The sequence below is a fragment of the Actinomadura xylanilytica genome (genome assembly GCF_030283145.1).
GTDB classification, from domain to species: domain Bacteria; phylum Actinomycetota; class Actinomycetes; order Streptosporangiales; family Streptosporangiaceae; genus Spirillospora; species Spirillospora xylanilytica.
On the sequence record NZ_JASNWE010000002.1, the window covers coordinates 774,169 to 797,047 of the forward strand.

Annotated in this window: 25 protein-coding genes and 1 tRNA gene; 10 read left to right on the forward strand and 16 right to left on the reverse strand. The window is 73.7% G+C overall.

Features of this window, described 5'->3' with window-relative positions; genetic code table 11:
• Nucleotides 1–82: 82 nt before the first annotated feature.
• The 5 genes from QP090_RS14650 to upp all read right to left on the reverse strand — a co-directional run bounded on the left by QP090_RS14650 (nt 83) and on the right by upp (nt 3,836).
• Nucleotides 83–1,570 carry a helix-turn-helix domain-containing protein gene (locus tag QP090_RS14650; RefSeq protein WP_285939407.1) on the reverse strand — a complete coding sequence of 496 codons (1,488 nt, stop codon included), beginning with the start codon at nt 1,568–1,570 and terminating at the stop codon, nt 83–85.
• Nucleotides 1,571–1,980: 410 nt separating this feature from the next.
• Nucleotides 1,981–2,499, reverse strand: a complete 519-nt coding sequence (locus QP090_RS14655; RefSeq protein ID WP_285939408.1) for a PH domain-containing protein — start codon at nt 2,497–2,499, stop codon at nt 1,981–1,983.
• Between the two features lie 7 nt (nt 2,500–2,506).
• Nucleotides 2,507–2,665, reverse strand: a complete 159-nt coding sequence (locus QP090_RS14660; protein WP_285939410.1) for a hypothetical protein — start codon at nt 2,663–2,665, stop codon at nt 2,507–2,509.
• An 82-nt stretch (nt 2,666–2,747) separates the two neighbouring features.
• Nucleotides 2,748–3,008, reverse strand: coding sequence for a hypothetical protein (locus tag QP090_RS14665; RefSeq protein ID WP_285939411.1), 261 nt, complete (start codon nt 3,006–3,008; stop codon nt 2,748–2,750).
• Nucleotides 3,009–3,197: 189 nt separating this feature from the next.
• On the reverse strand, nt 3,198–3,836 hold the full coding sequence (gene upp / locus QP090_RS14670) for a uracil phosphoribosyltransferase (RefSeq protein ID WP_285939412.1): 639 nt from the start codon (nt 3,834–3,836) through the stop codon (nt 3,198–3,200).
• A gap of 84 nt (nt 3,837–3,920) precedes the next feature.
• On the opposite strand from upp, the gene QP090_RS14675 reads away from it, so the two are divergent.
• From QP090_RS14675 to QP090_RS14695, 5 genes are all read left to right on the forward strand, one after another.
• Nucleotides 3,921–4,307: a hypothetical protein gene (locus tag QP090_RS14675; protein WP_285939413.1), complete on the forward strand. Its 387-nt coding sequence runs from the start codon at nt 3,921–3,923 to the stop codon at nt 4,305–4,307.
• 208 nt (nt 4,308–4,515) lie between these two features.
• Nucleotides 4,516–5,001 (forward strand): tRNA adenosine deaminase-associated protein, encoded by a 486-nt coding sequence (locus QP090_RS14680; RefSeq protein ID WP_285939414.1) that lies wholly within the window; start codon nt 4,516–4,518, stop codon nt 4,999–5,001.
• 55 nt (nt 5,002–5,056) lie between these two features.
• Nucleotides 5,057–5,494, forward strand: a complete 438-nt coding sequence (locus tag QP090_RS14685) for a tRNA adenosine deaminase-associated protein (RefSeq protein WP_285939415.1) — start codon at nt 5,057–5,059, stop codon at nt 5,492–5,494.
• Between the two features lie 118 nt (nt 5,495–5,612).
• Entirely contained in the window at nt 5,613–6,050 is a 438-nt protein-coding gene (gene tadA / locus QP090_RS14690) for a tRNA adenosine(34) deaminase TadA (protein WP_285940082.1), read from the forward strand.
• 10 nt (nt 6,051–6,060) lie between these two features.
• A tRNA-Ser gene (locus QP090_RS14695) sits at nt 6,061–6,145 on the forward strand.
• A gap of 86 nt (nt 6,146–6,231) precedes the next feature.
• Here QP090_RS14695 and QP090_RS14700 read toward each other — a convergent pair.
• Both QP090_RS14700 and QP090_RS14705 read right to left on the reverse strand, forming a co-directional pair.
• Nucleotides 6,232–7,119: an EamA family transporter gene (locus tag QP090_RS14700; RefSeq protein ID WP_285939416.1), complete on the reverse strand. Its 888-nt coding sequence runs from the start codon at nt 7,117–7,119 to the stop codon at nt 6,232–6,234.
• Nucleotides 7,116–7,787, reverse strand: a complete 672-nt coding sequence (locus QP090_RS14705) for a B3/B4 domain-containing protein (RefSeq protein WP_285939417.1) — start codon at nt 7,785–7,787, stop codon at nt 7,116–7,118. Before QP090_RS14705 ends, QP090_RS14700 begins: the two co-directional genes overlap by 4 nt.
• A 182-nt stretch (nt 7,788–7,969) precedes the next feature.
• Between QP090_RS14705 and QP090_RS14710 the strand changes: the two genes are divergently transcribed.
• Entirely contained in the window at nt 7,970–8,533 is a 564-nt protein-coding gene (locus tag QP090_RS14710; RefSeq protein ID WP_285939419.1) for a helix-turn-helix domain-containing protein, read from the forward strand.
• A 96-nt stretch (nt 8,534–8,629) separates the two neighbouring features.
• Here the strand turns inward: QP090_RS14710 and dnaN are convergent, their stop codons facing one another.
• The 4 genes from dnaN to QP090_RS14730 form a co-directional block, all read right to left on the reverse strand.
• Nucleotides 8,630–9,766 (reverse strand): DNA polymerase III subunit beta, encoded by a 1,137-nt coding sequence (gene dnaN / locus QP090_RS14715; protein WP_285939420.1) that lies wholly within the window; start codon nt 9,764–9,766, stop codon nt 8,630–8,632.
• 152 nt (nt 9,767–9,918) lie between these two features.
• Nucleotides 9,919–10,464, reverse strand: a complete 546-nt coding sequence (locus QP090_RS14720; RefSeq protein ID WP_285939421.1) for a methylated-DNA--[protein]-cysteine S-methyltransferase — start codon at nt 10,462–10,464, stop codon at nt 9,919–9,921.
• A gap of 15 nt (nt 10,465–10,479) precedes the next feature.
• On the reverse strand, nt 10,480–11,952 hold the full coding sequence (locus tag QP090_RS14725) for a DNA-3-methyladenine glycosylase 2 family protein (RefSeq protein ID WP_285939422.1): 1,473 nt from the start codon (nt 11,950–11,952) through the stop codon (nt 10,480–10,482).
• A 50-nt stretch (nt 11,953–12,002) separates the two neighbouring features.
• On the reverse strand, nt 12,003–13,142 hold the full coding sequence (locus QP090_RS14730) for a DMT family transporter (protein WP_285939423.1): 1,140 nt from the start codon (nt 13,140–13,142) through the stop codon (nt 12,003–12,005).
• A 200-nt stretch (nt 13,143–13,342) separates the two neighbouring features.
• Between QP090_RS14730 and QP090_RS14735 the strand changes: the two genes are divergently transcribed.
• Nucleotides 13,343–13,708, forward strand: a complete 366-nt coding sequence (locus tag QP090_RS14735; protein WP_285939424.1) for a nuclear transport factor 2 family protein — start codon at nt 13,343–13,345, stop codon at nt 13,706–13,708.
• Between the two features lie 135 nt (nt 13,709–13,843).
• Here QP090_RS14735 and QP090_RS14740 read toward each other — a convergent pair whose 3' ends face one another.
• The gene (locus QP090_RS14740) at nt 13,844–14,641 is read right to left on the reverse strand and encodes an SDR family NAD(P)-dependent oxidoreductase (RefSeq protein ID WP_285939425.1); all 798 of its coding nucleotides are present in this window, start codon (nt 14,639–14,641) and stop codon (nt 13,844–13,846) included.
• Nucleotides 14,642–14,665: 24 nt separating this feature from the next.
• Entirely contained in the window at nt 14,666–16,090 is a 1,425-nt protein-coding gene (locus QP090_RS14745) for an MFS transporter (RefSeq protein ID WP_285939427.1), read from the reverse strand.
• A gap of 116 nt (nt 16,091–16,206) precedes the next feature.
• Between QP090_RS14745 and QP090_RS14750 the strand changes: the two genes are divergently transcribed.
• Both QP090_RS14750 and QP090_RS14755 read left to right on the forward strand, forming a co-directional pair.
• On the forward strand, nt 16,207–17,091 hold the full coding sequence (locus QP090_RS14750; protein WP_285939429.1) for a helix-turn-helix domain-containing protein: 885 nt from the start codon (nt 16,207–16,209) through the stop codon (nt 17,089–17,091).
• Nucleotides 17,092–17,181: 90 nt separating this feature from the next.
• Nucleotides 17,182–18,336 carry a methyltransferase gene (locus tag QP090_RS14755; RefSeq protein WP_285939430.1) on the forward strand — a complete coding sequence of 385 codons (1,155 nt, stop codon included), beginning with the start codon at nt 17,182–17,184 and terminating at the stop codon, nt 18,334–18,336.
• Between the two features lie 67 nt (nt 18,337–18,403).
• Here QP090_RS14755 and QP090_RS14760 read toward each other — a convergent pair whose 3' ends face one another.
• The gene (locus tag QP090_RS14760) at nt 18,404–18,955 is read right to left on the reverse strand and encodes an Imm21 family immunity protein (protein ID WP_285939432.1); all 552 of its coding nucleotides are present in this window, start codon (nt 18,953–18,955) and stop codon (nt 18,404–18,406) included.
• A 299-nt stretch (nt 18,956–19,254) separates the two neighbouring features.
• Between QP090_RS14760 and QP090_RS14765 the strand changes: the two genes are divergently transcribed.
• Complete coding sequence (locus QP090_RS14765; RefSeq protein WP_285939433.1) at nt 19,255–19,449, forward strand: hypothetical protein; 195 nt, start codon at nt 19,255–19,257, stop codon at nt 19,447–19,449.
• 30 nt (nt 19,450–19,479) lie between these two features.
• Here the strand turns inward: QP090_RS14765 and QP090_RS14770 are convergent, their stop codons facing one another.
• Nucleotides 19,480–21,918, reverse strand: coding sequence for an FtsX-like permease family protein (locus tag QP090_RS14770; protein WP_285939434.1), 2,439 nt, complete (start codon nt 21,916–21,918; stop codon nt 19,480–19,482).
• On the reverse strand, nt 21,912–22,730 hold the full coding sequence (locus tag QP090_RS14775; protein ID WP_432763037.1) for an ABC transporter ATP-binding protein: 819 nt from the start codon (nt 22,728–22,730) through the stop codon (nt 21,912–21,914). The genes QP090_RS14770 and QP090_RS14775 overlap by 7 nt, the downstream gene beginning before the upstream one ends.
• Nucleotides 22,731–22,879 lie beyond the last annotated feature (149 nt).

A 22,879-nucleotide genomic window follows, 5' to 3' on the forward strand; every position in this document is an offset into this window, starting at 1 on the left:
TCCATGTTAGGACTACGAGGGCCGTGCTTTTATTCCCGCCCACCGCCGGTCTCCTCGCCGGGCGGCGGGCCCGGCCAGGAGGTCAGACGCGGCCGAGGTCGCGGTCGGCCGCCTGGGAGCGGGCGGAGCAGAGACCGACGGCCTCCAGGCCCCGCCGGTACGCGGCGGCGGCCGAATCGGGGTCGCCGACGAGCTCGAAGAGCTCGCCCTGCTCCCGGAAGAGCCCGGCGGCGGTGCGGCCGGGCGCGAGGCCGGCCAGCTGCTCGGCGGCGATGCCCAGGACGACCTGGGCGGCCGTGCGGTCCCCCTGCGCGATGCGGGCGCGCGCGAGGACGAGGCGCGCGAGGACGGTCTTGTGCGTGCGCGCGGGCAGCCCGGCGTCCGGACGAGGGGTCACCACGGGCTCCGGGACGGCGGTGGGCGACCCGTCGGCGGTGGGCGCCGCGAGCGCCATGCCCGTCTCCAGGAACTCCTCCAGGCCCGCGATGGCCTGCGCGGGGTCGCCCATCAGCACGAGCGCGCGGGCCTTGGCGATGGTGGCCTCGGTGCCCTCCACGCCGTCCAGCGACGTGGTCTGCCGGAGGAGTTCGAACGCTTCCGCCGCGGCTTCGGGAGTCCCCTCCGCGCGCGGGCGCGCGAGCTCGGCGGAACCGGCGACGGCGAACGTGCCACCCATCCCGGTGTCGGCGATGGAGGGCGGGACAGAGAACGGCGGCACGCCCCGGAGCAGGGCCTTGGCCGCCGCGAGGTCGAGGCGGGCGCGGGACTGCGGGGGCGTGCCTTCGGTACGGGCGGCCAGGGCCTTGTCGGCCAGGTGCAGCGAGTCGCCGATCGCGCCGCCTTCGAGCGCCCGGATGCTGGCGCGCTGGTACGCGTCGGCCGGGGACTCGTCGGGGGCGGAGACCAGCAGCCGGCGGCCGAGGGCGTGCGCGCGTTCGGGATCGGAGCGGTCCACGTAGGCCAGGAGGAGGATCCGCCCGACCTCGGCGTGCTCGACGCCGACGTCGAGGCCGAGACCGCGCAGCCGGTCCAGCGCGCGCTCGCCGAGGGCGATGGCCTGGCCGAGGTCGCCGACCGCGTGGTAGCAGCGGGCCAGCGCGATCACCGGCGGCAGCCAGCTCGCCCGGCCGGGGTCGCGCTCGGCCTGCTCGCGCAGCTCCTCGAACAGGGTGATGGCCTGGCCGGTGCGGCCGAGCTCCTCCAGCGCGCGGGCGCGTCCCCAGCGGGCCCGGGAGGTGAGGTCCGGGTCGTCGCTGCGGTCGATCACGTCGTCGAATCCGGCCTCGGCCGTGGCCGGATCGCCGGCCAGCAGCGCCAGATGGGCGTGCCGTTCGCGGACCTCGAGATGGGCGCGCTGCTCCGGCTCGACGCCTTCGGCGAGGTATTCGGGGGTGCAGCCGAGCCGTTCGGCCAGCATGCGCAGAACGGTCGGCGTCGGCGTGCGCTTACCCGACTCGATCAACGAGATGTAGCTGTCGGAAAGGTCGTGACCGGCGAGCTGTGCCTGCGACAAGCGTCTGGTCAGCCGCAGGTTGCGGACACGTTCGCCGACGTTGCCTGGACCCGGCATGTGAACTCACTTAGCGGAAGTAATCAGGCGGCTAGGGTGCCGACATGATTGCACATTGCGGGTTATCGCACATCGCGAGTAACGAAGCGACAAAAGCTGGGATGACCCGGTCGGCCCCGTGCGCCCCTTTGTGGTCGGTGGTACGCGCCCCGCGGGCGGGCCGGTCCGAACCGCCGGGCCGCGTGGAGGCCACCGCCGTCCGCGCCGCCTGAGGGCCGTCCGGTTCGACCGCGGAGCCTGTCGTCTCCGACGGTAGCCGACGGACCAGCCAAGATCACCGCTACCTCGGATATTGATCACTCCACCGCGCCATCGGGCCAGTGGCCCGGACCGGCCGCCGTCCCGGGCGGCGAACGGCGCGCGCCGAGCCCCGTCCGGACGGGGCTCGGCGCGGACGATCACGCGGGCGGTCAGTCGTCGGGGGTGGGGTTCTTGTTCGGAAAGATCATTTCGCAGACCTCGAGGTAGAGCTGCTCGGGATAGGGGAGGAAGGGCACATTGGTCAGCGCCTGGTCCTGGCCCGCGGACTCCAGCACGAACTCGCCGTAGCCGAGCATCCGGCCGGCGATCGTCCGTTTGAAGCTCATGTCGGTGACCTTGGCCAGCGGCATCATCGCGACCTTGCGGGTGATCAGGCCGGTGGTCAGCAGCATCCGCTGGTTGGTGATGACGAAGTAGTCGACCGACCACTCGGCGACCCGCCACACGAACCAGGCGAGCAGGATCAGCCAGCCCCACCAGATCCAGGTGATGACGTTGGTGACGGTATTGCTGAGCACGCCGGCGATGATCAGGCCGCCGAGCACCAGCCCGACCGGCATCATCAGCACGGCCGGGTGCCTGCGCACCGTGATGACCTGCGTCTCGTGCGGGAGAAGGTACTTGTTCACCGATGCCGGGGCGGAGTCACCCGGCGTCACCAGCCTCATGCCGGCCTCAAGCGATCGCGTTGACGAAGGTGGCCAGGGAACCGGCGGCCGATGCCAAGCCGTCCGCAGCGGTGTACACCGACTTTGCCGCCCCCTCGGGTTGGCTGAAGACGTAGAAGGCCACGAAGGCCACCGCGGCCCACGTGAAGTACTTCTTGGCGGGCACGACTGCCTCCCAGAGCACGATGACCCACTGACCCCAAGTCAGTTTTGCACAGCACGCAGCCCCGGCATAGCAAGGGTTACTGCTAGGGCGCGTTGCCGAGGGTCGTGCGCCGCGCCTGGCGCAGCTTTTCGGCCGCCACCGTGGCGAGCACCTCCAGGTGCTTGCGGGCGATCCGCTCGACCAGGACCGGCTGCGCCGACCCCGTGACCTCCAGTGCCCCGTGCCGAGCCGCCGCGACGCACCGGGCGACGGTCTCGGCGGCGTGCACGCCCTCGAACTCCGCGGTGAGACGCTCGCCGATCTCCGTATAGCGCGGCTGGTCGCTGTCCCCTTGGTGAGCCATCACGCTTCCTCGAGCTCGCTCACACCACCCCGGGCCGGTCCCCTGTGCCGGGGCGGCGGAGGGAACGATCATCGACGTTCCGTAGCCCTTTACTACCCACGGTCACACACGATCGAACATGGCGGATATCGCGCTCCGAATGGGGCGTGACGGGCCAGACCGGCGGGACGGGCAGACCGCCTGGACGGGTCAGACCACGCCGTACAGGCGATCCCCGGCGTCGCCGAGACCGGGGAGGATGAATCCCTGGTCGTTGAGGTGCGAGTCGATGGCCGCGGTGACGACGCGGACGGGCGCACCGGTGCCCTCGAACTCCTGCTCCATGTACTTCAGGCCCTCCGGGGCGGCGAGCAGGCACAGTGCCGTGACGTCGTCGGCGCCGCGCTCGAACAGCAGCTTGATGGCCGCGGCGAGCGTGCCGCCGGTGGCGAGCATGGGGTCGAGCACGTAGCACTGCCGGCCGGACAGGTCGTCGGGGAGCCGGGTGGCGTACGTCTGCGCCTGGAGCGTCCCCTCGTCGCGGATCATGCCGAGGAAGCCAACCTCGGAGGTGGGGAGCATCCGGGTCATCCCGTCGAGCATGCCGAGGCCGGCCCGGAGAATCGGCACGACCAGCGGCTTGGGGCTGGCGAGCCGCACGCCCTGAGCGGGGGCCAGCGGCGTCTGCACCGTGGCCTCGGCCACTCGGACATCCCGGGTAGCCTCGTAGGCAAGTAGGGTGACCAGTTCGTCGGCGAGCCGGCGGAACGTGGGCGAATCGGTGCGCACGTCCCGCAGCGTGGTGAGCTTGTGCGCGACGAGGGGGTGGTCGACGGCGAGGGTCTCCATGGCCTCACCGTAGCCCACTTGCCACCCTTGGCCAGACCCTCCTATCGCGTGGATAGGAGCCCCTGAGCTGGGCAGTATGCCGTTATGAGCACAGAGCGCGAGCAGCAGCCGAGACATCTGGGACGGGCCGGCGAGTCCGCGCCGGATCCTCCCGGGCCCGCGCTCGTCCATACCTCTGACCAGGCCCTCGAACGCGAAGGCGGTGCCTCCATCGAGAACCCGCACGAGATGACCACCGAGGCCGCCGGGACGTCCGCGGCGTCCGCCGCGTCCACCGCGGACGGGGACGGGGTCGCGACCGGTCCCGGGGAGCTCTCCTCCGAGGAGGTCCGCGAGCATCTCCGCCGCCGGGCGGCGTTCCTGCGGGAGCTCGCCGAGGCGCGCGAGCTGCGCCGCCGGGTGACCCCGCACCGCTCCCGCCGGGCCCGGATCCATGCGGCGCTGCGCCGCCGCACCTTCCGGATCAACTGACCCGGTCCGGTCCCCCTCCAGCGGGCGGAGGTGCGGCTTCCGCCGTGGTGGACGGGGTACGTCCGATACATTCGTTCCGCGGCGCTGGTGCCAGCGCCGACTTCCCACCGCACAGGCAGGGTGCACCGCCCCGTTCGGTGGTGGGGGACGCGAGGGCGCGCTGCATCTGCGACCATGCCCTGGCGGAAACCGTGCCGGTGGGGTGGAAATGACGGATGTGGACGCGACGGATTTCGCCGTCGTGGTGTACCGGGAAGACGAGCGCTGGGAGGCGGAGATCCTCCCGGTGGCGCTGACCGGCGACCTGACCGGGCTGATCCACGCCCTGCGCCAGCAGCCGAGCCTGGGCGGCACGGTGGGGCTGGTCGCGGTCGGCGACGACTTCTTCGTGGCGATCCGGCTGCTCGGCGACGAGGTGATGGTCTTCCTGTCCGACGTCACCGCCTCGGTCGACTGGCCGCTGGCCGGGCAGGTGCTCGACTACCTCGACATCCCGATCCCCGAGGACGAGGAGCTCGACCAGGTGCTCCCGGTCGGCGACATGTCCATCTTCTCCGACCTGGGGCTGGACGAGATGGAGCTCGGCGCGATCTCCGGCGACCTGGAGCTGTACCCGGACGAGATGCTGCTGAGCGTCGCCGGGCGGCTCGGCTTCGCCGCCGCGTTCGAGCGGGCGCTCGACGGCATCGGCTGACCGTTCGCCGTACGAGGGGTGTGACCTGCGCATCCTTGTGGGTCACAATGGACCGGTGTCCTACTTCGCCGCCGTCTTCGCGCGGACCCCTGAGGGCTGGATCGGTGCCGAGGCCGTGCTGGCCGAGGCCGAGGGAGTCGACGACGTCGCCGACCTGATGCGGGAGGCGGCCGTCGAATCGTACGGCGACCCGGTGGTGCTGCTCATCGAGCAGGACGACGACTGGTTCGCGGTCGTCCGGCTCGACGGCGAGCAGGAGCCGCGGGCGTTCGTGTCCACCGTCCGCGAGGACGGGCTGGGCGGACTGTTCCACCAGCTCGTCGGCGAGGCGCCGACCGGCGATCCGGCCGGCGACCCGGCGCTGCTGGAAGACCTCGGCGTCAACGGCGGTCACCTCGGCGACCTCGGCGAGCGGGCCCTCCCCGGCGACGCGCTGCTGACGGTCGCCGAGCAGGCGGGCTTCGGCGAGGAGTTCGACCGGATCCGTGGCTGAGATCACTCCCGGGCCGGATGGCGGAGCCGGTGACGAGGCGGCCTGGCACGAGACGACCCGGCACAAGGCGACCGGGCACGGCACCACCGGGCACGACACCACCGGGTACGAGGCCGCTATGCGCCGTGCCCTCGGTGAGGCGCGGCTGGCGGGCGCCGCGGGCGACATCCCGGTCGGCGCCGTCGTGCTGGACGAGTCCGGTGAGACCATCGGCACCGGCCGCAACGACCGGGAGCTGACCGCCGACCCCACCGGCCACGCCGAGATCGTCGCGATCCGCGCCGCCGCCGCGTCACGCGGCGCCTGGCGGCTGTCCGGCTGCACGCTGGTGGTCACCCTGGAGCCGTGCACGATGTGCGCCGGGGCGGCCGTTCAGGCCCGTCTGGGCCGTGTCGTCTACGGCGCCGTCGATCTCAAGGCGGGCGCGGCGGGGTCGCTGTGGGACGTCGTCCGGGACCGGCGGCTCAACCACCGGCCCGAGGTCGTCGCCGAGGTCCTCGCCGACGAGTGCGGCGCCTTGCTCACCGAGTTCTTCACCCGCCGCAGAGTCGGGTAGGCTTCCCCGCGGTGGTGTCGCCTAGTGGACGAGGGCGCACGCCTCGAAAGCGTGTGAAGTGCAAGCTTCCGTGGGTTCGAATCCCACCACCACCGCCGTCCAAAAGGGCCGCCGATCTGCGTTCGCAGACGAGCGGCCCTTTTCCGTTCCACCGTTCCCCGAGGACGTTCGGGGCGCCGGGTCAGCCGACCGTCACCAGGGCGACTCCGGCCACCGCCACGGCCATGCCCAGCCGCTGGACCGCGCGGAGCCGCTCGCTGTAGGCGGCCCGGGCCAGCAGGACCGTGATCGCGGGGTAGAGCGAGGTGAGGACGGCGGCGAGGCTGAGCAGCCCGGCCTGCGCGGCGAGGAAGTAGAGGGCGTTCGCGCCGGCGTCGAGGGCGCCGGAGATCAGGGCGAGGCCGATCAGGGTGCGGCCGGAGACCGGCGGGCCGGTGTCCGGGCCGTGCAGTCGGACGGCGATGATCAGGGCGGTGGCGATCACGCAGACGTTCCCGGCCCTGGCCGCGACCAGGGGCCACAGGCCGCTGTCGCCGTCGCCCGAGGTCTTCAGCAGGATGAAGAAGATCCCGAAGCAGGCGCCGGAGATCCCCGCCACGACCGGGCCGTTGTCGAGCAGGCGGCGCACGCCGGACGGGCGGGCGGTGTCCTCGCGGGTGCCGCCGTCCTCCATGCTGACCAGGCCGATCGCGACCAGGCACAGCAGCATTCCGGCCAGCACGCCGGCGCCCAGCCGCTCGCCCCGGGCCACTCCGGCGATCACCGGCAGCACCGCGGCGGCCAGCGCCGACACCGGGGCGACCACGCTCATCGGGCCGCGCGCCAGCGCCCGGTAGAAGGCGATCAGCCCGACGCCGCCGGCCAACCCGGCGGCGAAGCCCCAGCCGAGGCCGGCCCAGGTGGCGTGGCCGCCGGTGAGGAACGCGGCGGCGAGCACGACGACCAGGCCCATCGGGACGCACCACATCAGCGCCTTGAGAGCGGTCGACCGCCGGGACACGGCGCCGCCGAGGAAGTCGGCGACGCCGTAGGCGAGGGCCGCACTCAGGGCGAGCGCGGTCACCATCATTCGCCGCCTATCAGGCGGGTCTCGATCCTGACGTCCGGAGTGATGAGGCGGAGGCGGCCGGCGAGGTCGGTCCCCGCCTCGTGGAGGCGGTCCAGGGAGTAGGGCGCGAGGCGTTCGAGGAGGAACAGGGCGTTCGTGGTGGTCTCGGTGAGGCGGGTGCGGGCGCACTGCCGCCAGTTCCACCGGCGGCAGGTGACGCCGTCGTCGTCGCGCCACACCACTTCGCCCTCAGCGGGATGCTCGGTGATGGTCTCGCCGCCCGAGACGGTGTCGAACGGCTCGTCGCCGCGCGCCCGGACCAGCCGGGCGGGGCCGCGGTAGGCGTCCAGGTCCTCGCCGCCGATGGGGAGCGCGTACTCGAGGCTGACGGCGTTGTAGGCGTCCACGACCTTGTTGACGGCGGGGAGGGCGTCGGCGCGGCGGAGCAGGGCCTCGACGGACGGGCGGGTGCGCTTCGGCTTGGCGCCGAACGCCCGGTACGCCTCGCGCCACGCCTCCACGTGGGGGTCGCCCAGGGACTCGGGCGCGGCTTTGGCGGCCAGGTCCAGCCAGGTCGCCGAGGTCGCGTCGCCCGGTCCGTTGGACAGGCCCGTCGCGGTCATGACGAGCACCGCGAAATCGGGGCGCAGTTCGCGTACGGCCTCGTCGACGACGATCCTGTCGAGCATCCCAGTCTCCTTCCGGGGCCGGTCGGCGCCACGGTTGCGGTCATTTTAATGAACTCTATATATCATCATAACGACCGTGAGGCGCGGCGGTGGTTTGTGGGATCGTTCGTGCCCGGGGTGGGATCCGGCCGCGGGGCGGGCACGGCCGGGACGCCCCGTCCGGCCCAGTGGGAGGAGACCTCGTGAGCGAGCAGGAGGCGATCGGCGGGGCCGTCGCCAGAACCGTCCGGGCCCTGCGGGCGGGGCACGGCTGGAGCCTGGACGAGCTGGCCGGGCGGGCCGGGGTCAGCAAGGGCGTGCTCGTCGGCCTGGAGCAGGGGCGCGGCAACCCCAACCTCGGCACGCTGATCCGGATCTCCGACGCGCTCGGCGTGCCGCTCACCCGGCTCGTCCAGGTCGAGGAGGAGCCGCCGGTGCGGATCTTCCCGCCCGACCGGCACGTGGTGCTCTGGCACGGCGGCTCGGGCGGCACCGGGACGTTGCTCGCCGGGAGCGATCCGCGCCCCTCCCTGGAACTGTGGCACTGGGAGCTGCGGCCCGGCGAGGTCCGCGAGAGCGACGCGCACGTGCCCGGCACCAAGGAGATCGTCTACGTGCAGGACGGCACGCTCACGCTGACCGTGGACGGCGGCACCGACCTCATCACGACGGGAACGGCGGCGGTGTTCGTCGGCGACCGCCCGCACGCCTTCGGCAACGGCGGCGACCGCGACCTGCGCTTCGTGCTGGCGGTCCTGGACCTGTGATCCCCCGGCCACCACCCCGCCCACGGACAGGCGGCGGGCGGATGAGCCCGGCCTCCCAGGCGCCCCGGCCGATCCGAGGATCAGTCGAACCGGATCTCAGCCGCTGAGGCGGACGGGCATCACCAGGTAGCGGTAGCCGGTACCGGCCGTGTCCTCGGTGTCCTCATCGTCGGAGACGGCGCTGAGGAGGGCCGCGCGGATGGGGCCGGCGCATTCCAGGCGGGCGTGCTCGGTGCCGATGCCCGCCAGGCCGTCGAGCAGGTACTGGGGGCTGAACGCGATGTCGACGTCGTCGCCGGTGAGGGTGGTGGCGAGGCTCTCGTTGGCGCGGGCGGCGTCGCCGGACGCGGCGCGGACGCGCACCTCGCCCTCGCTGAACGCCAGCCGGATCGGGGTGCCCCGGTCGGTGACCAGCGCCGCCCGCTTGACGGCCTCGACGAACGCGGCCGTGCGGACGTGCGCGGTGGAGGTCCAGGTGCCCTTGAGCCGCGCGCGGTAGTCGATGTACTGGTCGTCCAGCAGGCGGGTGGTCATACTGCGCCCGCCGCCCGAGACACCGATCAGCGAGCCCGCCCCGCCGTCGAGGCGGAGGGTGACGTCGGCGCCCGGACTGATCGCCTTGGCGGTGTCGGCGAGGGTGCGGGCGGGCACCACGACGCCCGCGGCGAACCCGGGGCCGGACGGGTTCCAGGCGAGCTCGCGGACGGCGATGCGGTAGCGGTCGGTGCAGGCGAGCCACATCGTGTCGCCCTCGAAATCGATCCGCGCGCCCGTCAGCATGGGCAGGGTGTCGTCGCGGCCGGACGCGGGCGTCACCTGGGCGACGGCGGCGGCGAAGACGTCGCCGGGGACGGTGCCGGCGACGGCCGGCGGTTCGGGCAGGGCGGGGTAGTCCTCCACCGGCATGGTCAGCAGCCCGAACTCGGCGCTGCCGCAGCGGAGCACCATCTCGGCGCCTTCCACGGAGATATCCACAGGCTGTGGAGGAAGGCTGCGGACGATCTCGGCGAGCAGCCGTCCGGGGACCAGTACCCGTCCCGGCGCCGCCACGGCGGCCTCGATGCGCGACTGCGCGGACACCTCGTAGTCGAACCCGGCCAGCGACAACGCGCCGTCGGCGGACGTCTCGACGAGCATGCCCGCGAGCACCGGAAGTGCCGGCCGGGCCGGCAGGGACCGCGCCGCCCACGCCACGGCCTCGGCGAGCGTCTGACGGTCGACCCGGAACTCCACTGTGACCTGCCTTTCGCCGGGGGATCCCCCTCCATCGCCCGCACGCTAACCGCCGCCTCGGACAGAATCGCGCGCTCCCCAGTGCGGGGATCCGGACCGACACTCCAGGCGGCTCCATACGGCGCTGTCCTATGAGCCAGTGCGCGTCCTGCTCAGAAGAGCGTCTCCGCCGCACCGGCCGCGCCAGTGCGGTTCCCCCGTTCGAAGTCGAGCAGGAGCCGCTTGCGCTCCAGCCCGCCTCCGTAGCCGGTGAGGCTGCCGGTGGAACCCACGACGCGATGGCACGGGACGATGATGCTGACCGGGTTGCGACCGTTGGCGAGGCCGACCGCGCGAGACGCGCTGGGGTTGCCGATCTCCACTGCGAGTTCTCCGTACGAGATGGTCTCCCCATAGGGGATGTCTTGCAGGGCCGCCCAGACCCGCTGCTGGAACGGCGTGCCGCGCAGGTTGAGCGGCAGGTCGAAGTCGGTGAGCTCGCCCGCGAAGTAGGCGGCCAGTTGCTCGGTGACGGAACGGAACGGTTCCGCGGTCGGGTCGGGGGCGGGGACGCCGAACGTCTCGTCCGGTGGGCGATGCCGTTGCAGGTCCATGTAGAGCCCGGACAGGGCGCCGTCGGTCGCCACCAGGGTGAGGCGGCTGAAGGGGTTGTCCAGCACGGTGTACATGCGGCTCCCGTTGGCGGTGATGGTGCTCATGGGGTGTCCTTTCGTTCAGCCGGTCGGGAGGAGGTTGATGGGGTGGTCACCAGTCGCCCACAGATACTGCACGGCGTAGGCGCGCCATGGGCGCCAGTGCGCGGCGCGGCGGGTGAGGGCGGCGGGCGTCTCGGGAAGGCCGAGGTCACGGGCGGCGGCGCGGACGCCGAGATCGCCGGGAATGAACGCGTCGGGGTCGCCGAGGGCGCGCATCGCGATCGACTCGATCGTCCACGGGCCGAACCCGGGCAGGGCGGTGAGGGCGGCGCGGGCCTCGTCCCAGTCGCTGCCCACGCCGAGGTCGACGTCCCCCTTCACGAGCGCCTCGACCAGCGTGGTCAGGGTGGAGCGGCGGCTCTGCGGGAACGCGAGCGTGCCCGGATCGAGACCGGCGAGCGCCTCCGGGGACGGGAACAGGTGGGTCAGGCCGCCGCCCGGATCGGCGACCGGGTCGCCGTGCGCGAGGACGAGCCGGGACGCGTGGGTGCGTGCGGCGGCGGTCGAGACCTGCTGGCCGAGCACGGCCCGCACGGCGAACTCCGGGCCGTCCACCGTGCGCGGGACGCGGCGCCCGGGGGCCTTGCGGACGAGCGGCGCCAGCACCGGGTCGGTGCCGAGCTGGTCGTCGACCGCGACGGGGTCGGCGTCGAGGTCGAGCATCCAGCGGCAGCGACTGATCGCGATGGTGAGGTCGCGCAGGTCGGTCAGCGTCAGCGCGCAGGCCACGTGGTCGGGCCGGGGACGCAGGGTGACGATTCCATGACCGTTCGGTAGCCGCAGGGTGCGGCGATACGCGCCGTCCCGCCACTCCTCCACTCCGGGCACGGCGGTCGCGGCCAGGTGCCCGAAGAGGTTGTCCGGGCAGAGCGGCGCGCGGAACGGCAGCCGCAGCGACAGCGAGCCGGACACGGCGGCCGGGTGCCCCCGCGCGACGCGGTCGCGCAGTTCGGTGGGCGTGAGCGCGAAGACCTCGCGGACCGTCTCGTTGAACGCGCGGATGCTCGCGAAGCCCGCCGCGAACGCCACGTCCCCCATCGGGATCGCGGTGGTCTCGATCAGCAGCCGCGCGGTCTGGGCGCGCTGCGCCCGCGCGAGGGCGAGCGGGCCCGCGCCGAGCTCGGCGCGGAGCTGCCGCTCGATCTGGCGGGTGCTGTAGCCGAGGCGGCCGGCCAGTCCGGGCACGCCCTCCCGGTCGACCACCCCGTCGGCGATCAGCCGCATCGCGCGGGCCACGGCGTCGGCCCGCTGGTTCCATTCGGGCGAGCCGGGGCTGGAGTCGGGACGGCACCGCTTGCAGGCCCGGAATCCGGCCTGCTGAGCGGCGGCGGCGCTAGGGTAGAAGCGCATGTTCTGCGGCTTGGGCGGCGCCACGGGGCAGCTCGGCCGGCAGTAGATGCCGGTGGTCAGCACCGCGCCGAAGAACCATCCGTCGAAGCGGGCGTCCTTCGACTGGACCGCGCGCAGGCACCGCTCCACGTCTTCATGCATATCTCCAGCATCGCCGATGGTCAGCGGATTCCACTAGCGAGAATCCGACATCATCGTCGAGCCGGATCCCGCTCCCGGGAAGCGTCCGGAGAAGCCTCCCGGGAGGCGTCCGGGGCGCCGCCGCCGCGGCCCGCGAAGGCGTACAGCACCACGCCCGCGCAGATCGCGAGGATGCCCGTCCAGGCCCACGCCCCGGGCGGCGCCGACGAGGCGATCACCGGCTCGGCCAGCGCGACGAAGGCCACCTCGGCCGCCTGCGTCGCCTCCACCGCCGCCAGCCGCAGCGGATGCCGCCGCACCCGGTGCGTCGCGGCGAAGAACAGCGATGTGGCGATCACGCCTGAGCAGACCGCGACCAGAGCCGTCGTGGCGAGCTGCCCGCCGGACGGCGGCCCGGCCCGCAGCCCGCCCGCCAGGGCGACGAGCAGCCAGAACGGCAGGCTCGCGAGCGACATGGCCAGCAGCCGCTGGAAGGTGTCCAGGCCGGCGCCCGCCGGCCCCGTGCCCTCCGGCTCGCCGCCCTCCGGCTCGCCGCCCTCCGCCGCGGTGCCCGCCGGCTCCGCGACCGCGAGCTCCATCGTCCGCCGGTTGCCCACGGGATAGGCGATGGCGGCGACGAGCACAACCACGATCCCGCCGGCCATCTCCCACGACAGGCCGCCGTGGCCGAACTGGGTGAGGAAGACCCCCGCCAGGATCAGCCCGGACAGCACCAGGCCCTGGACCGGGATCCGGCCCCGGTCGTCGTCGTACAGCAGCGGCGCGAGCAGCACCCCGCAGACGATGGTCACCTGCCAGGTCGCCGCGACCGTCCAGCCCGGCGCGAGGTCGGCGGCCAGGCAGATCGGCGCGTAGAAGAGACCGAACCCGACCGTGCTCCACAGGATCCAGGGGCCCGGGTTCGCGCGCAGCGCCCGCAGGACGGGCCGGACACCGCGGCGCGCGGCGACGATGGCCAGGAAGATCGGGAGCGAGTAGAGGAAGCGGAGCGACGCGCTCCACTCCCAGGCCCCGCCGTCCACGGCCATGATCCGGTTGGCGATGAACGAGACCGAGAAGAACAGCGCGCCGAGCACGGCGAGGCCGATCGCCACCGTCGCGCCTCCGGCCCCTCCAGAGCCGTCGCCGCCCGCGGCCCGAGTCCCGCTCGCGCGGCCCGTCCGGGCGTCCGCCGTCGCCGAGTCCGACACTGAAACGCTCCTCCGCGCCGCCGTCTTCCGTCCGCCTCCGGAGCCGATGCCGGAAGCAAGCCGACACTATCCACCTGATCAACGGACGAATCGGGCCGTCCCTCCGGGCATGACCTCCCAGGTAATCGATCTTCCTCGCGGACCCCGGCAAAGTACAGGACACCGGGACGGACCCGGAGGATCAAGACAGGAGCATCGCGATGAACGACGCGCAGCAGTTCGTGGAGCGCTACCTGGCCACCTGGAACGAGACCGACCCCGCCGCCCTGCGCGCCGCCGTCGAGACCCTGTGGACCGAGGACGGCGCGTACACCGACCCGCTGGCCGACGTGGCGGGGCACGACGCCATCGCCGCCACCATCGGCGCGGTGCAGGAGCAGTTCCCCGGCCTGGTCTTCCGGGCCGGCGGCCCCGTGGACGCCCACCACGACCAGGCCCGCTTCACCTGGGAGCTCGGCCCGGAAGGCGGCGAGGCGCTGGTGGTCGGGTTCGACGTGGCGGTGTTCGCGGCGGACGGGCGGCTCGGCAAGGTGTACGGGTTCCTCGACAAGGTCCCGACGGCCTGACGCCGGGTTCCGGGTGCAGCCGAAGCGGGCCCGGCGTACCGGGTGCCGCCAAGGCGTCTCCCGCCGGCCGGACCGGCGGGAGACGGGAGGCGAGGGGGACGGGGTCGCGGCCGGCGCGGGGCGCCGCCGACGGGCTCACAGCTGGCGCAGGGCGCCGCCGTCGACGGCCCACTCGGCGCCGGTGACCTGCCCGGCCGGCGGCGACAGCAGGTACGCGATCACCCGGGCGACGTCGTCCGGGGTGCCGAGCCGGGCGGTGGGCAGCCGCCGCTCCTCCCGGACGAACCGGTCGATCGCCTCGTCCACCGGCAGCCCGTACTGCTCGGCGAGCTGGTCGGCGAACCCGCCGGGCTCGTCCCACAGGCGGGTGCGGGTGGGGCCGGGGGTGACGACGTTCGACCGGATCCCGCAGCGGCCGAACTCGACGGCGAGGGTCTTCGACACCGCCAGCAGCGCGGTCTTGGACGCGGCGTAGTCGACCAGCGGCGTGTCGGGGAACCGGGCCGCCTCGCTGGAGACGTGCACCAGCGCCCCCGCCCCCTGGTCGATCAAGGCGGGCAGCGCGGCGCGGGCCATCCGCACCGCCGAGTGGAAGTTCAGCTCGAACGTGGCGTGCCACTGCGCGTCGGTCACGTCCAGGAAGCCGATGCGGGACTCCAGTCCCCCCGCGTTGTTGACCAGCCCGTCGAGCCGCCCGTGCCGGGCCAGCGCGGTGTCCACGACGCGCTGCGCGGCATCGGGGTCGGTCACGTCGGCGGCGACGGCGCTCACTCGTCCGTCCGCGCCCGCCGCGCCGCCCGGCCGGTCGGCGGGCCTGCGGGAGACGCCGATCACGGACGCGCCCTCGCCCGCCAGGAGCCGCGCGGTCGCCTCCCCGATCCCGGCGGAGGCGCCGGTGACGATGAAGACCTTGCCGGAGAGTTCGAGATCCATGGTTTCGTTCCCTTTCGAAAGCGGTCAGGAGCGGCCGGAACGGGGCGCGCGGAGGAACACCGCGATGAGGGCGGCGCCCGCGAGGGCGAGTCCGGCGTTGACGAGCGTCGCGGTGTGGATGCCGTCCAGCACGCCGGCGCGGGCCGTCGCGACGGCGCTCATCACCGGGATGCCCACGGTGATCGCGACCTGCTGGGTCATCGTGGCGAGCCCGGTGGCCAGGCCCTGCTCCCCGTCCGGAAGACCGGAGGTGGCGGTGCCCATGAAGGCGACGATCGCGACCAGGTTGCCGAACCCGCCGATGGCCGTGGCGGCCAGCATCAGGCCGAGCCCGCCGCGGGACTCGCCGAGGCCGAGCAGCGCGGCGGTCGCGACGGCCTGGAGCACCAGCCCGCCGGCGAGCGTCCACCGGCCGCCGGCCCGCGCCATGATCCGCGGCGCGGCGACGCCGCCCGCGAACGTCCCGGCGCCGAGGACGCCGAGGGCCAGGCCGGTGGTGAGCGGCGAGAAGCCGAGCACCTGCTGGAGGTAGAGCGTCATCAGGAAGACCAGCGAGGTCTCGGTCGCGAATGCGACCAGGCCCCCGATGTTGCCCCAGGTGACGGTCCGCTTGGTCAGCACCCGCAGCGGCGCGAGCGGGGCGGGCGCGCGCCGCTCGACGAGCACGAACGCCACCAGCAGCGCCACCGCGGCGGCCAGCGTGCCAAGCGCGAGGGGACTGCCCCAGCCGCGCTCGCCGGCCGCGGTGATCCCGTACACCAGCGCCAGCAGGCCACCGGTGACGGTCACCGCGCCGGGCACGTCCAGCCGTCCCCTGCGGGCGGCGCGGCTCTCGCCGACCAGGACCGGCGTGACCACCAGGATCAGCACCGCGACCGGCACGTTCACCAGGAACGCCCAGCGCCAGCTCAGCAGGTCGGTGAGCACTCCGCCGAGCACCGCGCCGACGGTGAATCCGGCCGACATCAGCGCGCCGCTGAGGCCGAGCGCCCGGGTCCGCAGCCGGCCCTCGGGAAACGAGGTGGTCAGCAGCGACAGCGCCGCGGGCGTCGCCATCGCGGTGGCCAGGCCCTGCATGACCCGTCCGGCCAGCAGGACCGCCGGGCTGGTCGCCAGCCCGCCGAGCAGCGAGCCGAGGGCCAGCAGCGCCATGCCCGCCAGCAGCATCCGGCGGCGCCCGAACAGGTCGGCGACGCGTCCGAACAGCAGCGTGAAGCCGGCGGCGGGCAGCGCGAACGCGGTGGCGATCCACTGGAGCCCGCCGAGGCCGAAGCCGAGGCCCTCGCCGACGACCGGCATGGCGACGTTGAGGATGGAGAAGTCGATGGCGAGCATGAACTGCGCGCCGAGGAGGAGGGTCAGGATCAGCTTGTGCCGCGAGGTCATCCGCGTCCCGGCGGACGCCGGGACGGCGGGCGCGGGGCCGGGTGCGGTCTCGATGAGGGTCATGGGAGAACGATCACGCGGGCGCGGCGCCGGACCCAGCCCTCCGTTGTTGGTACCACCGGCGGTATCAGGCTCGGCCGGCGGCCGGACCGCCCGGCGCTGCCGCTACCCTCACCCGCATGACCTCCCAGAACGGCGAGTTCGGCGCGTTCCTCAAGTCGCGGCGCGCACGGCTGCGGCCCGAGGACGTCGGTGTCCCCTCGTACGGGACGCGACGCCGCGTTCCGGGGCTGCGCCGTGAGGAGCTCGCACAGCTCGCCGGGGTGAGCGTGGCCTACTACATCCGGCTTGAGCAGGGGCACGGCGACAACGTCTCCGGCGAGGTCCTCGACGCGATCTCCCGCGCGCTGCGGCTGGACACCGACGAGCACGCCCACCTGCACCGCCTCGCGCACCCGCCGCGCCGGGAGCGCCGGGAGGCGCCGCCGCGGCTGCGCGCGCCGCTCCAGCACCTGCTCGACTCGATCACGCACGCCCCCGCGTACGTGGTCGGCCACCACACCGACGTGGTCGCCTGGAACCGGCTCACCGCCGCGGTCTTCGTCGACCTCGCCGAGGTCCCGCCGCAGGAGCGGACCTGGTCGCACCAGATCCACCTGAACGGCGACTACCGGACGCGGCTCGGCGGCAACTGGGGCACCGTGGCCCGCCGCAATGTGGCCTACCTGCGGTTCCGGTCCGCGCAGGAGCCCGGCGACGGACGGCTCCGCGCGGTGATCGACGGGCTGCTGGCGCGAAGCGCCGAGTTCGCGCGGATGTGGTCCGAGCACCACGTGACCGACCTGACGCACGGCGTGGCCCGCATCGTCCACCCGGACGTGGGCCCGCTGGAGCTGCCGTTCGAGACCCTGCACCTGCCCGGCGACCCCGACCTGAGCCGGCTGATGCTGTACGCGGCCGAGCCGGGCTCGCCGTCCGAACGGGCGCTGCGGGAGCTCGCCGCACGCGAGCTGGACGGCCCGTCCGGGCACGCCTCCAGCGCCGACCTCGCCCGCGGGGCGTAGCCCGCCGCGCCGCCGCGGCACGTCCCGCCGCACCGTACGATCAGGGGCGGTGGACCTGCGGCAGCGATGACGAGATCGAGCGGACGGCCGATGGACGAGAGCGACGAACGGCGGGTCCTCACCTGGACCGAGGACGGCGCGGAGCGGTCCGCCCCCTGGCGGTCCGAGAGCGGCGCGGCGCCACCCCGGAGGGTGGTGGTCGCCGACGACGAGACCCGCGCTGACGACGCGTACCGGCTGGCCTGCGAGGGCACCGCGCTGCTGTGGCGCGGCGACTTCCAGAACGCGCGGCAGCTCCTCCAGGCGATGACGCGCCGCGCCGACCGCCCGCCGCGGCGGCGGCGCGCGAAGGCCGAGCCGTCCCAGGTGCAGGCGTTCCACCTGTACCGGCAGGCCAGAGCCCAGCGGGCCCGGACCCTCGGCATGCTGCTGATCGCGTTCGAGCCGGGCCACGTGATCCCGCTGCGCCGGGCGCCGGACGTCCGGCAGTCCTGCACCGAGGCGTACGGCCCCGACGACGAGCCGTACGTCGCGTCGCTGCGGGAGCTGCTCGGCGTGATCGGCGCGCACGAGTGGCGGGAGAAGGGCGTGCGGGTCGAGGCGCTCGGCGGCGACCGGATCCACCCGCACTACGGCGTGTTCTCCCCGGTCAGGGGCGAGTACGTCGACCTGGTCGCCGAAGCGCCGCTGCCCACCGGGGCGGTCGCCTACGACGTCGGCACCGGCACCGGCGTGCTGGCCGCCGTCCTGGCCCGGCGCGGCGTCGGACGCGTCGTCGCCACCGACCAGGACCCGCGCGCGCTCGCCTGCGCCCGCGAGAACCTCGCCCGGCTGGACCTCGCCGACCGGGTGGAGGTCGTCGAGGCCGACCTGTTCCCGCCCGGCCGGGCGGCGTTGATCGTGTGCAATCCGCCATGGGTGCCGGCGCGGCCGAGCTCCCCGCTGGAGCACGCGGTGTTCGATCCGGACGGGCGGATGCTGCTCGGCTTCCTCGGCGGGCTGGCCGAGCACCTGGCGCCCGGAGGCGAGGGCTGGCTGATCCTGTCCGACCTCGCCGAGCATCTCGGGCTGCGCACCAGGGCCGACCTGCTCGCCGCGTTCGCCGCGGCGGGCCTGGACGTCGTCGATCGCCTGGACATCAAGCCGCGGCACCCGCGCGCCTCCGACGCCACCGATCCGCTCCACGCCGCCCGCGCCGCCGAGGTCACCTCCCTGTGGCGCCTCACCCCGGCCCACGCGGACTGATCGGCCGGCGGCCCCGAACAGTCACCCGCCCCCGCCCCTCGCCCCGCCCGCGATCACCCGGACGCGATCACCCAGGCACGGGGATCCCGCGCAGCCGGACGAGGCCGATCCGGGTCCGGAGGTCGGGCTCGGCGTACCCCGCGCGCACCGCGTACCGTCCGGCATCCAGCGGAACACGCACATGGTCTTCGTGGCTCACCGCGATGCCCGGCAACGCCGCGTCGAACAGGACCACAGGGCCGGGCACGTCCCAGTACAGCTCGGGCTCCCAGTCGGCTTCCCGCATCGCGTCCCCCACGCTCCCGAGCAGCCCGTCCTCGGAATCGGCGGCGCACCACCGCACGAACGCGCCGTGCTCGGGAACGAACGACGTGCCGGTAGGGTCGTCGCCGAGGACCAGGCCGGTCGCCTGCCCGACAGGGATCAGGCCGACCCGGCCGCCGACCGCGCAGGCCCTGTCGTAGTCGGTCTCCGTCGCGGGCTCCTCGATCCCGAGCCAGGACGGCAGCTCCGCCTCAGGGAGGACGACCAGTGGCCCGGTGGACTCCACCCACTCGACCACGCCGGGCTCCCCGTACCTGACCAACTCGACCTCCAGAGTTCTCGCCGCTCGCGGCATTCTCCCGCATCCCGCCCGCGGCGCCGCCGTGTGCCGTCGCGGTCGTCGTACGCCCTGGAGGATCTCGCGGCTCGTGTCATCGAGCATCGCGCTGACCTGTGGTTCTGTCGGCCGTCTCACGTCCCGGGCACATCCACGAGTGTGAGCGCGTCCAGGGCCGGTGATCCAGCCGGTCTCACAGCCGATGTCGAATCCGACATCATCCGACAGGAGAAGACCGGTAGGTCCCGCCGCGGCGAACTTTGCTCGGCTCTGTGGCGTCCCAGTGGCTGATGATCAATTGCTGTGGTGACGACGCGGTGGCCAAGCGTTGGGACACCACCACCCAGACCCAGCTCGGCGCGGACCTCACCGGTCACACCGGCTCGGTGGGGGCCCTCGCCTTCGACCACGCCATGAGGTCCCTGATCACCATCGCCGGACGCCCCCTCACCCGCACCGAATGGACCCGGTACGTACCGTCCGGTATCGGCTACCGCGCCATCTGTCCGTGACCATCGCCGTCACTCAGGGGCCACCCGGACTCATCGCGGCAGGCCCGCGGCCTCGATGGCACGGCGGCGGGTCGCGCGCCAGGTCGAGGCCGACGCGGTGGCGACGGCGATGAGGGCGCACAGGGCGATGGCGCCGCCGATCTCGGGCCACGCGACCACGGTCGGCGGACTGGTCGCGAGCTTGGCCAACGACACGTGCTGGGTGATCGCGGCGAGGGCGGTCGCCGCGGCGGCGAGGGCGGTTCCAATGACCACTGCTATGGCCGACTCGGCTGCGCAGACGCGGACGATCTGACCGCGTGCCGAGCCGGCGAGTCCGAGGAGGGCGAACTCGCGGCGGCGGCCGGCCATGGCCATGACCAGGGTGTTGGCAATCGCGATCAAGGCATAGGCGAGAGTGATCCCCAGGATCACCACCGCGGCGTTGTTCGCCTGCCGCTCGGCGCTCGACCGTTCGGCGTCGAGGAAGGCGTCGTAGCGCATGACGCGGGCTCCGGTGCCCGCCAGCGCCCGGTCCACCGCGGCGGTGTCGAGGGGACCGGAGGAATCGAGGTAGACCTGGTTCGCCGTCGTCGTGCCGGTCAGCGCGGACGAGGCGTAGGTGTCGTCCCCGTGCAGGCCGCGCGCGACGACGGCGGGGATGACCATCGGGAGCCGCCGTCCGGACGGCAGCAGCGCGACCACGTGGCCGCCCACCGACAGGTCGTCCGAGTCGGCCGCGTGCTGGTCGATGACCAGGAAATTGTCCGGCAGGGCGGTGAGGGACCCGGAGCGGACGGGCGGCCGGATGGAGCGGCCCAGCGCCTTCGGGGGCACCACGGTCGTGGTCAGCGAATCGATCTGCTCGCCGTGGACGGTGCCGATCCGCACGTTCATCGTGGTGACCGGCGTGATGTCGATCCCGGGCACGGCCCTGAGCCGGGCGAGCGTCCGGGCGTCGATCTCGCCACCGCCGCCGGGCTGGACCACCGCCGTCGCGCGGATCTCCTGCCGCTGCCGGACGAGCGTCGTGGCGTCAGCGGACCTCTGGAGGGTCAGCAGCGTGCCGACCAGTCCGACGGCCAGCACGACGGGTGTCACGATCGCGACCGTCCGGCGCCGGGAGGCGAGGATGTTCTCGCGCACCAGCAGGGGACCGGCCTTGGCGGATCCGCGCAGCGGCCGGATCAGCAGCCGGGTGACGGGAGGCAGGAGGACCGGCGCCAGCAGCGCGACCGCGCCCACGTAGAGCACCGGGACCGCTTCGTACTTGCGGACGGTGGCCGCGAGATAGGGCGTGGTCCGGGAGATCTGGATCCCCGCGATGACCGCGCCGGCCAGCATCCCCGTCCCCAGCAGCAGGCGGACCGGCGTCAGCGCGCGGCGCTCCACCGCGCTGTCCCGCATCACCTCCACCGGGCGGATCAGCGAGACGCGCAGCAGGGTCGCGGCGGCACCGGCCAGCGCGGCGGCCACGCCGACGACGAAGGCGATCAGCAGCGGCACGACGGTGACCGGGATGGCGAACCAGGTAGGGGCCACGTCGTGACCGACCATCCAGGAGCGCAGCGGGACGGTCCCGAACGGCGCGAGCACGCATCCGGTGAAGGCCGCGGCCAGGCCGACGAGCAGCGCCTCGCCGAGCACCATGCGCCGCACCTGCCCAGGAGCGGCGCCCACCAGCCTCAACAGCGCGAGTTCGCGGCGGCGCTGCTCGGCGGCGAAGGCGAACGTCGCGACGACGACGAACACCGCGACGAACACCGCGAGCCCCGTCGTGCTGCCCGCCATGCCCTGTGCGTTGGCCAACTCGGCAGATCCGCCGGTGTCGTCGGGATCGATCTGAGTCCGGGCGTGGCCCGTGAGGACGGTCGCCCGGGCGCCCACGAGCGCGGCGAGCCGGTGCGGATCCTGGTCGGTGGCCAGCGCGTTGACGCCCGGGGACAGGCGCGCCGCCTCCGCGTCGCTGAAGAAGACCGCGTGCTCGAACCACGCCGCGCCGGTGACGCCCACGACGCGGTAGTCGCGGACGCCGTCGGGCGTGGCGACCTCGGCCCGCCGTCCGACGGACGCCGCGGAGCCGCCGCCGACAACGATCTCGTCCGCGGCGCCCGGGCCACGACCGACCACCAGGCGATAGCCCGCGGAGGCGGCCGACGACCAGGGGTGACCGGAGGTCTGCGCCGGGCCGGAGGCGAGCCGGACGGGGAAGGTGCGGTCGGGAGTGGCGCGTCCCGCCGCGGTGACCTTCGCGACCACGTCGGCCGGGAGAACGGCGGGCGCCTTCATCGGCTCACCCTCGAAGCCCAGCGGCACGACCACGGCCGGAGTCGCCGCGAAGCGCTGCGGGCCCGGGTGCGGCGTGCCGAGGGTGGCGGCGAGGGTCAGCGCCATCATGCCGATCATCGTCGTCCCGAGCGCGAGGGCGGCGAAGGCGCCGGCGAAGCCGATCAGGCGGTGGCGCAGGGTGGCAGCAGCGAGCTTCAGCACGGGACCGTCTCGTTCCCGTCGGGCTCCAGCGCCGCCATCCGCAGAGCGACGGACTCGGCCGTCGGGTCGGCCAGTTCGCCGGTGACCCGCCCGTCGGCGAGGAAGACCACGCGCCGCGCGTACGAGGCGGCCACCGGATCGTGCGTCACCATGACGACCGTGTGCCCGTGCTCCTCCACGACGCCGCGCAGCAGCGTCAGGACGTCGCGCGCCGTCCGGGAGTCCAGCGCGCCGGTCGGCTCGTCCGCGAAGAGCACCTGGGGCCCGGTCACCAGCGCCCGGGCGATGGCGACCCGCTGCTGCTGTCCGCCGGAGAGCTCGGCCGGGCGGTGCCTGCCGCGGTCGGCGAGCCCCACCTGCGCCAGCCCCCGGTCGACGGCCACCGGATCGATCCCGCGACCGGCGAGCCGCAGCGGCAGTTCCACGTTCTGCCGGGCCGTCAGCGCCGGGATCAGGTTGAAGGACTGGAACACGAACCCCATCCGCTCGCGCCGCAGCCTGGTCAGCGCCCGCTCGGGGAGCCGGTGCAGCGGCTCCCCGGCCAGCAGGATCCGGCCGGCGTCGACCCGGTCGAGCCCCGCCGCGCACTGCAGCAGCGTCGACTTCCCCGATCCGGAAGGGCCCATGATCGCGGTGAAGGTCCCGGCGCGGAACGACAGGCTGACCCCGTCCAGGGCGGCGATCCGGGCGGCGCCGTCCTTCCCGTAGGACTTGCGGACGTCGGTCAGGCTGACGACCTCGTCGTCGCTCGCCGCCCTGGCGAGGCCGCGTCCGGGCGAGGACGACGTGGGGGGAGTCTTCTTCTTGAGCACGCTTCCGCCTTCAGGGGCTGGGGGGCGGGGCATCCGGCCCCGACGTCAGAAGCTAGGGCCGTCCGCGGCTCCGACGCCTCCGGGCTGACCCCTGATATCGCCCCTAGAAGTCCCTGAGAGATCCCTGACCGGAAGGCGGCGGCGCGCCC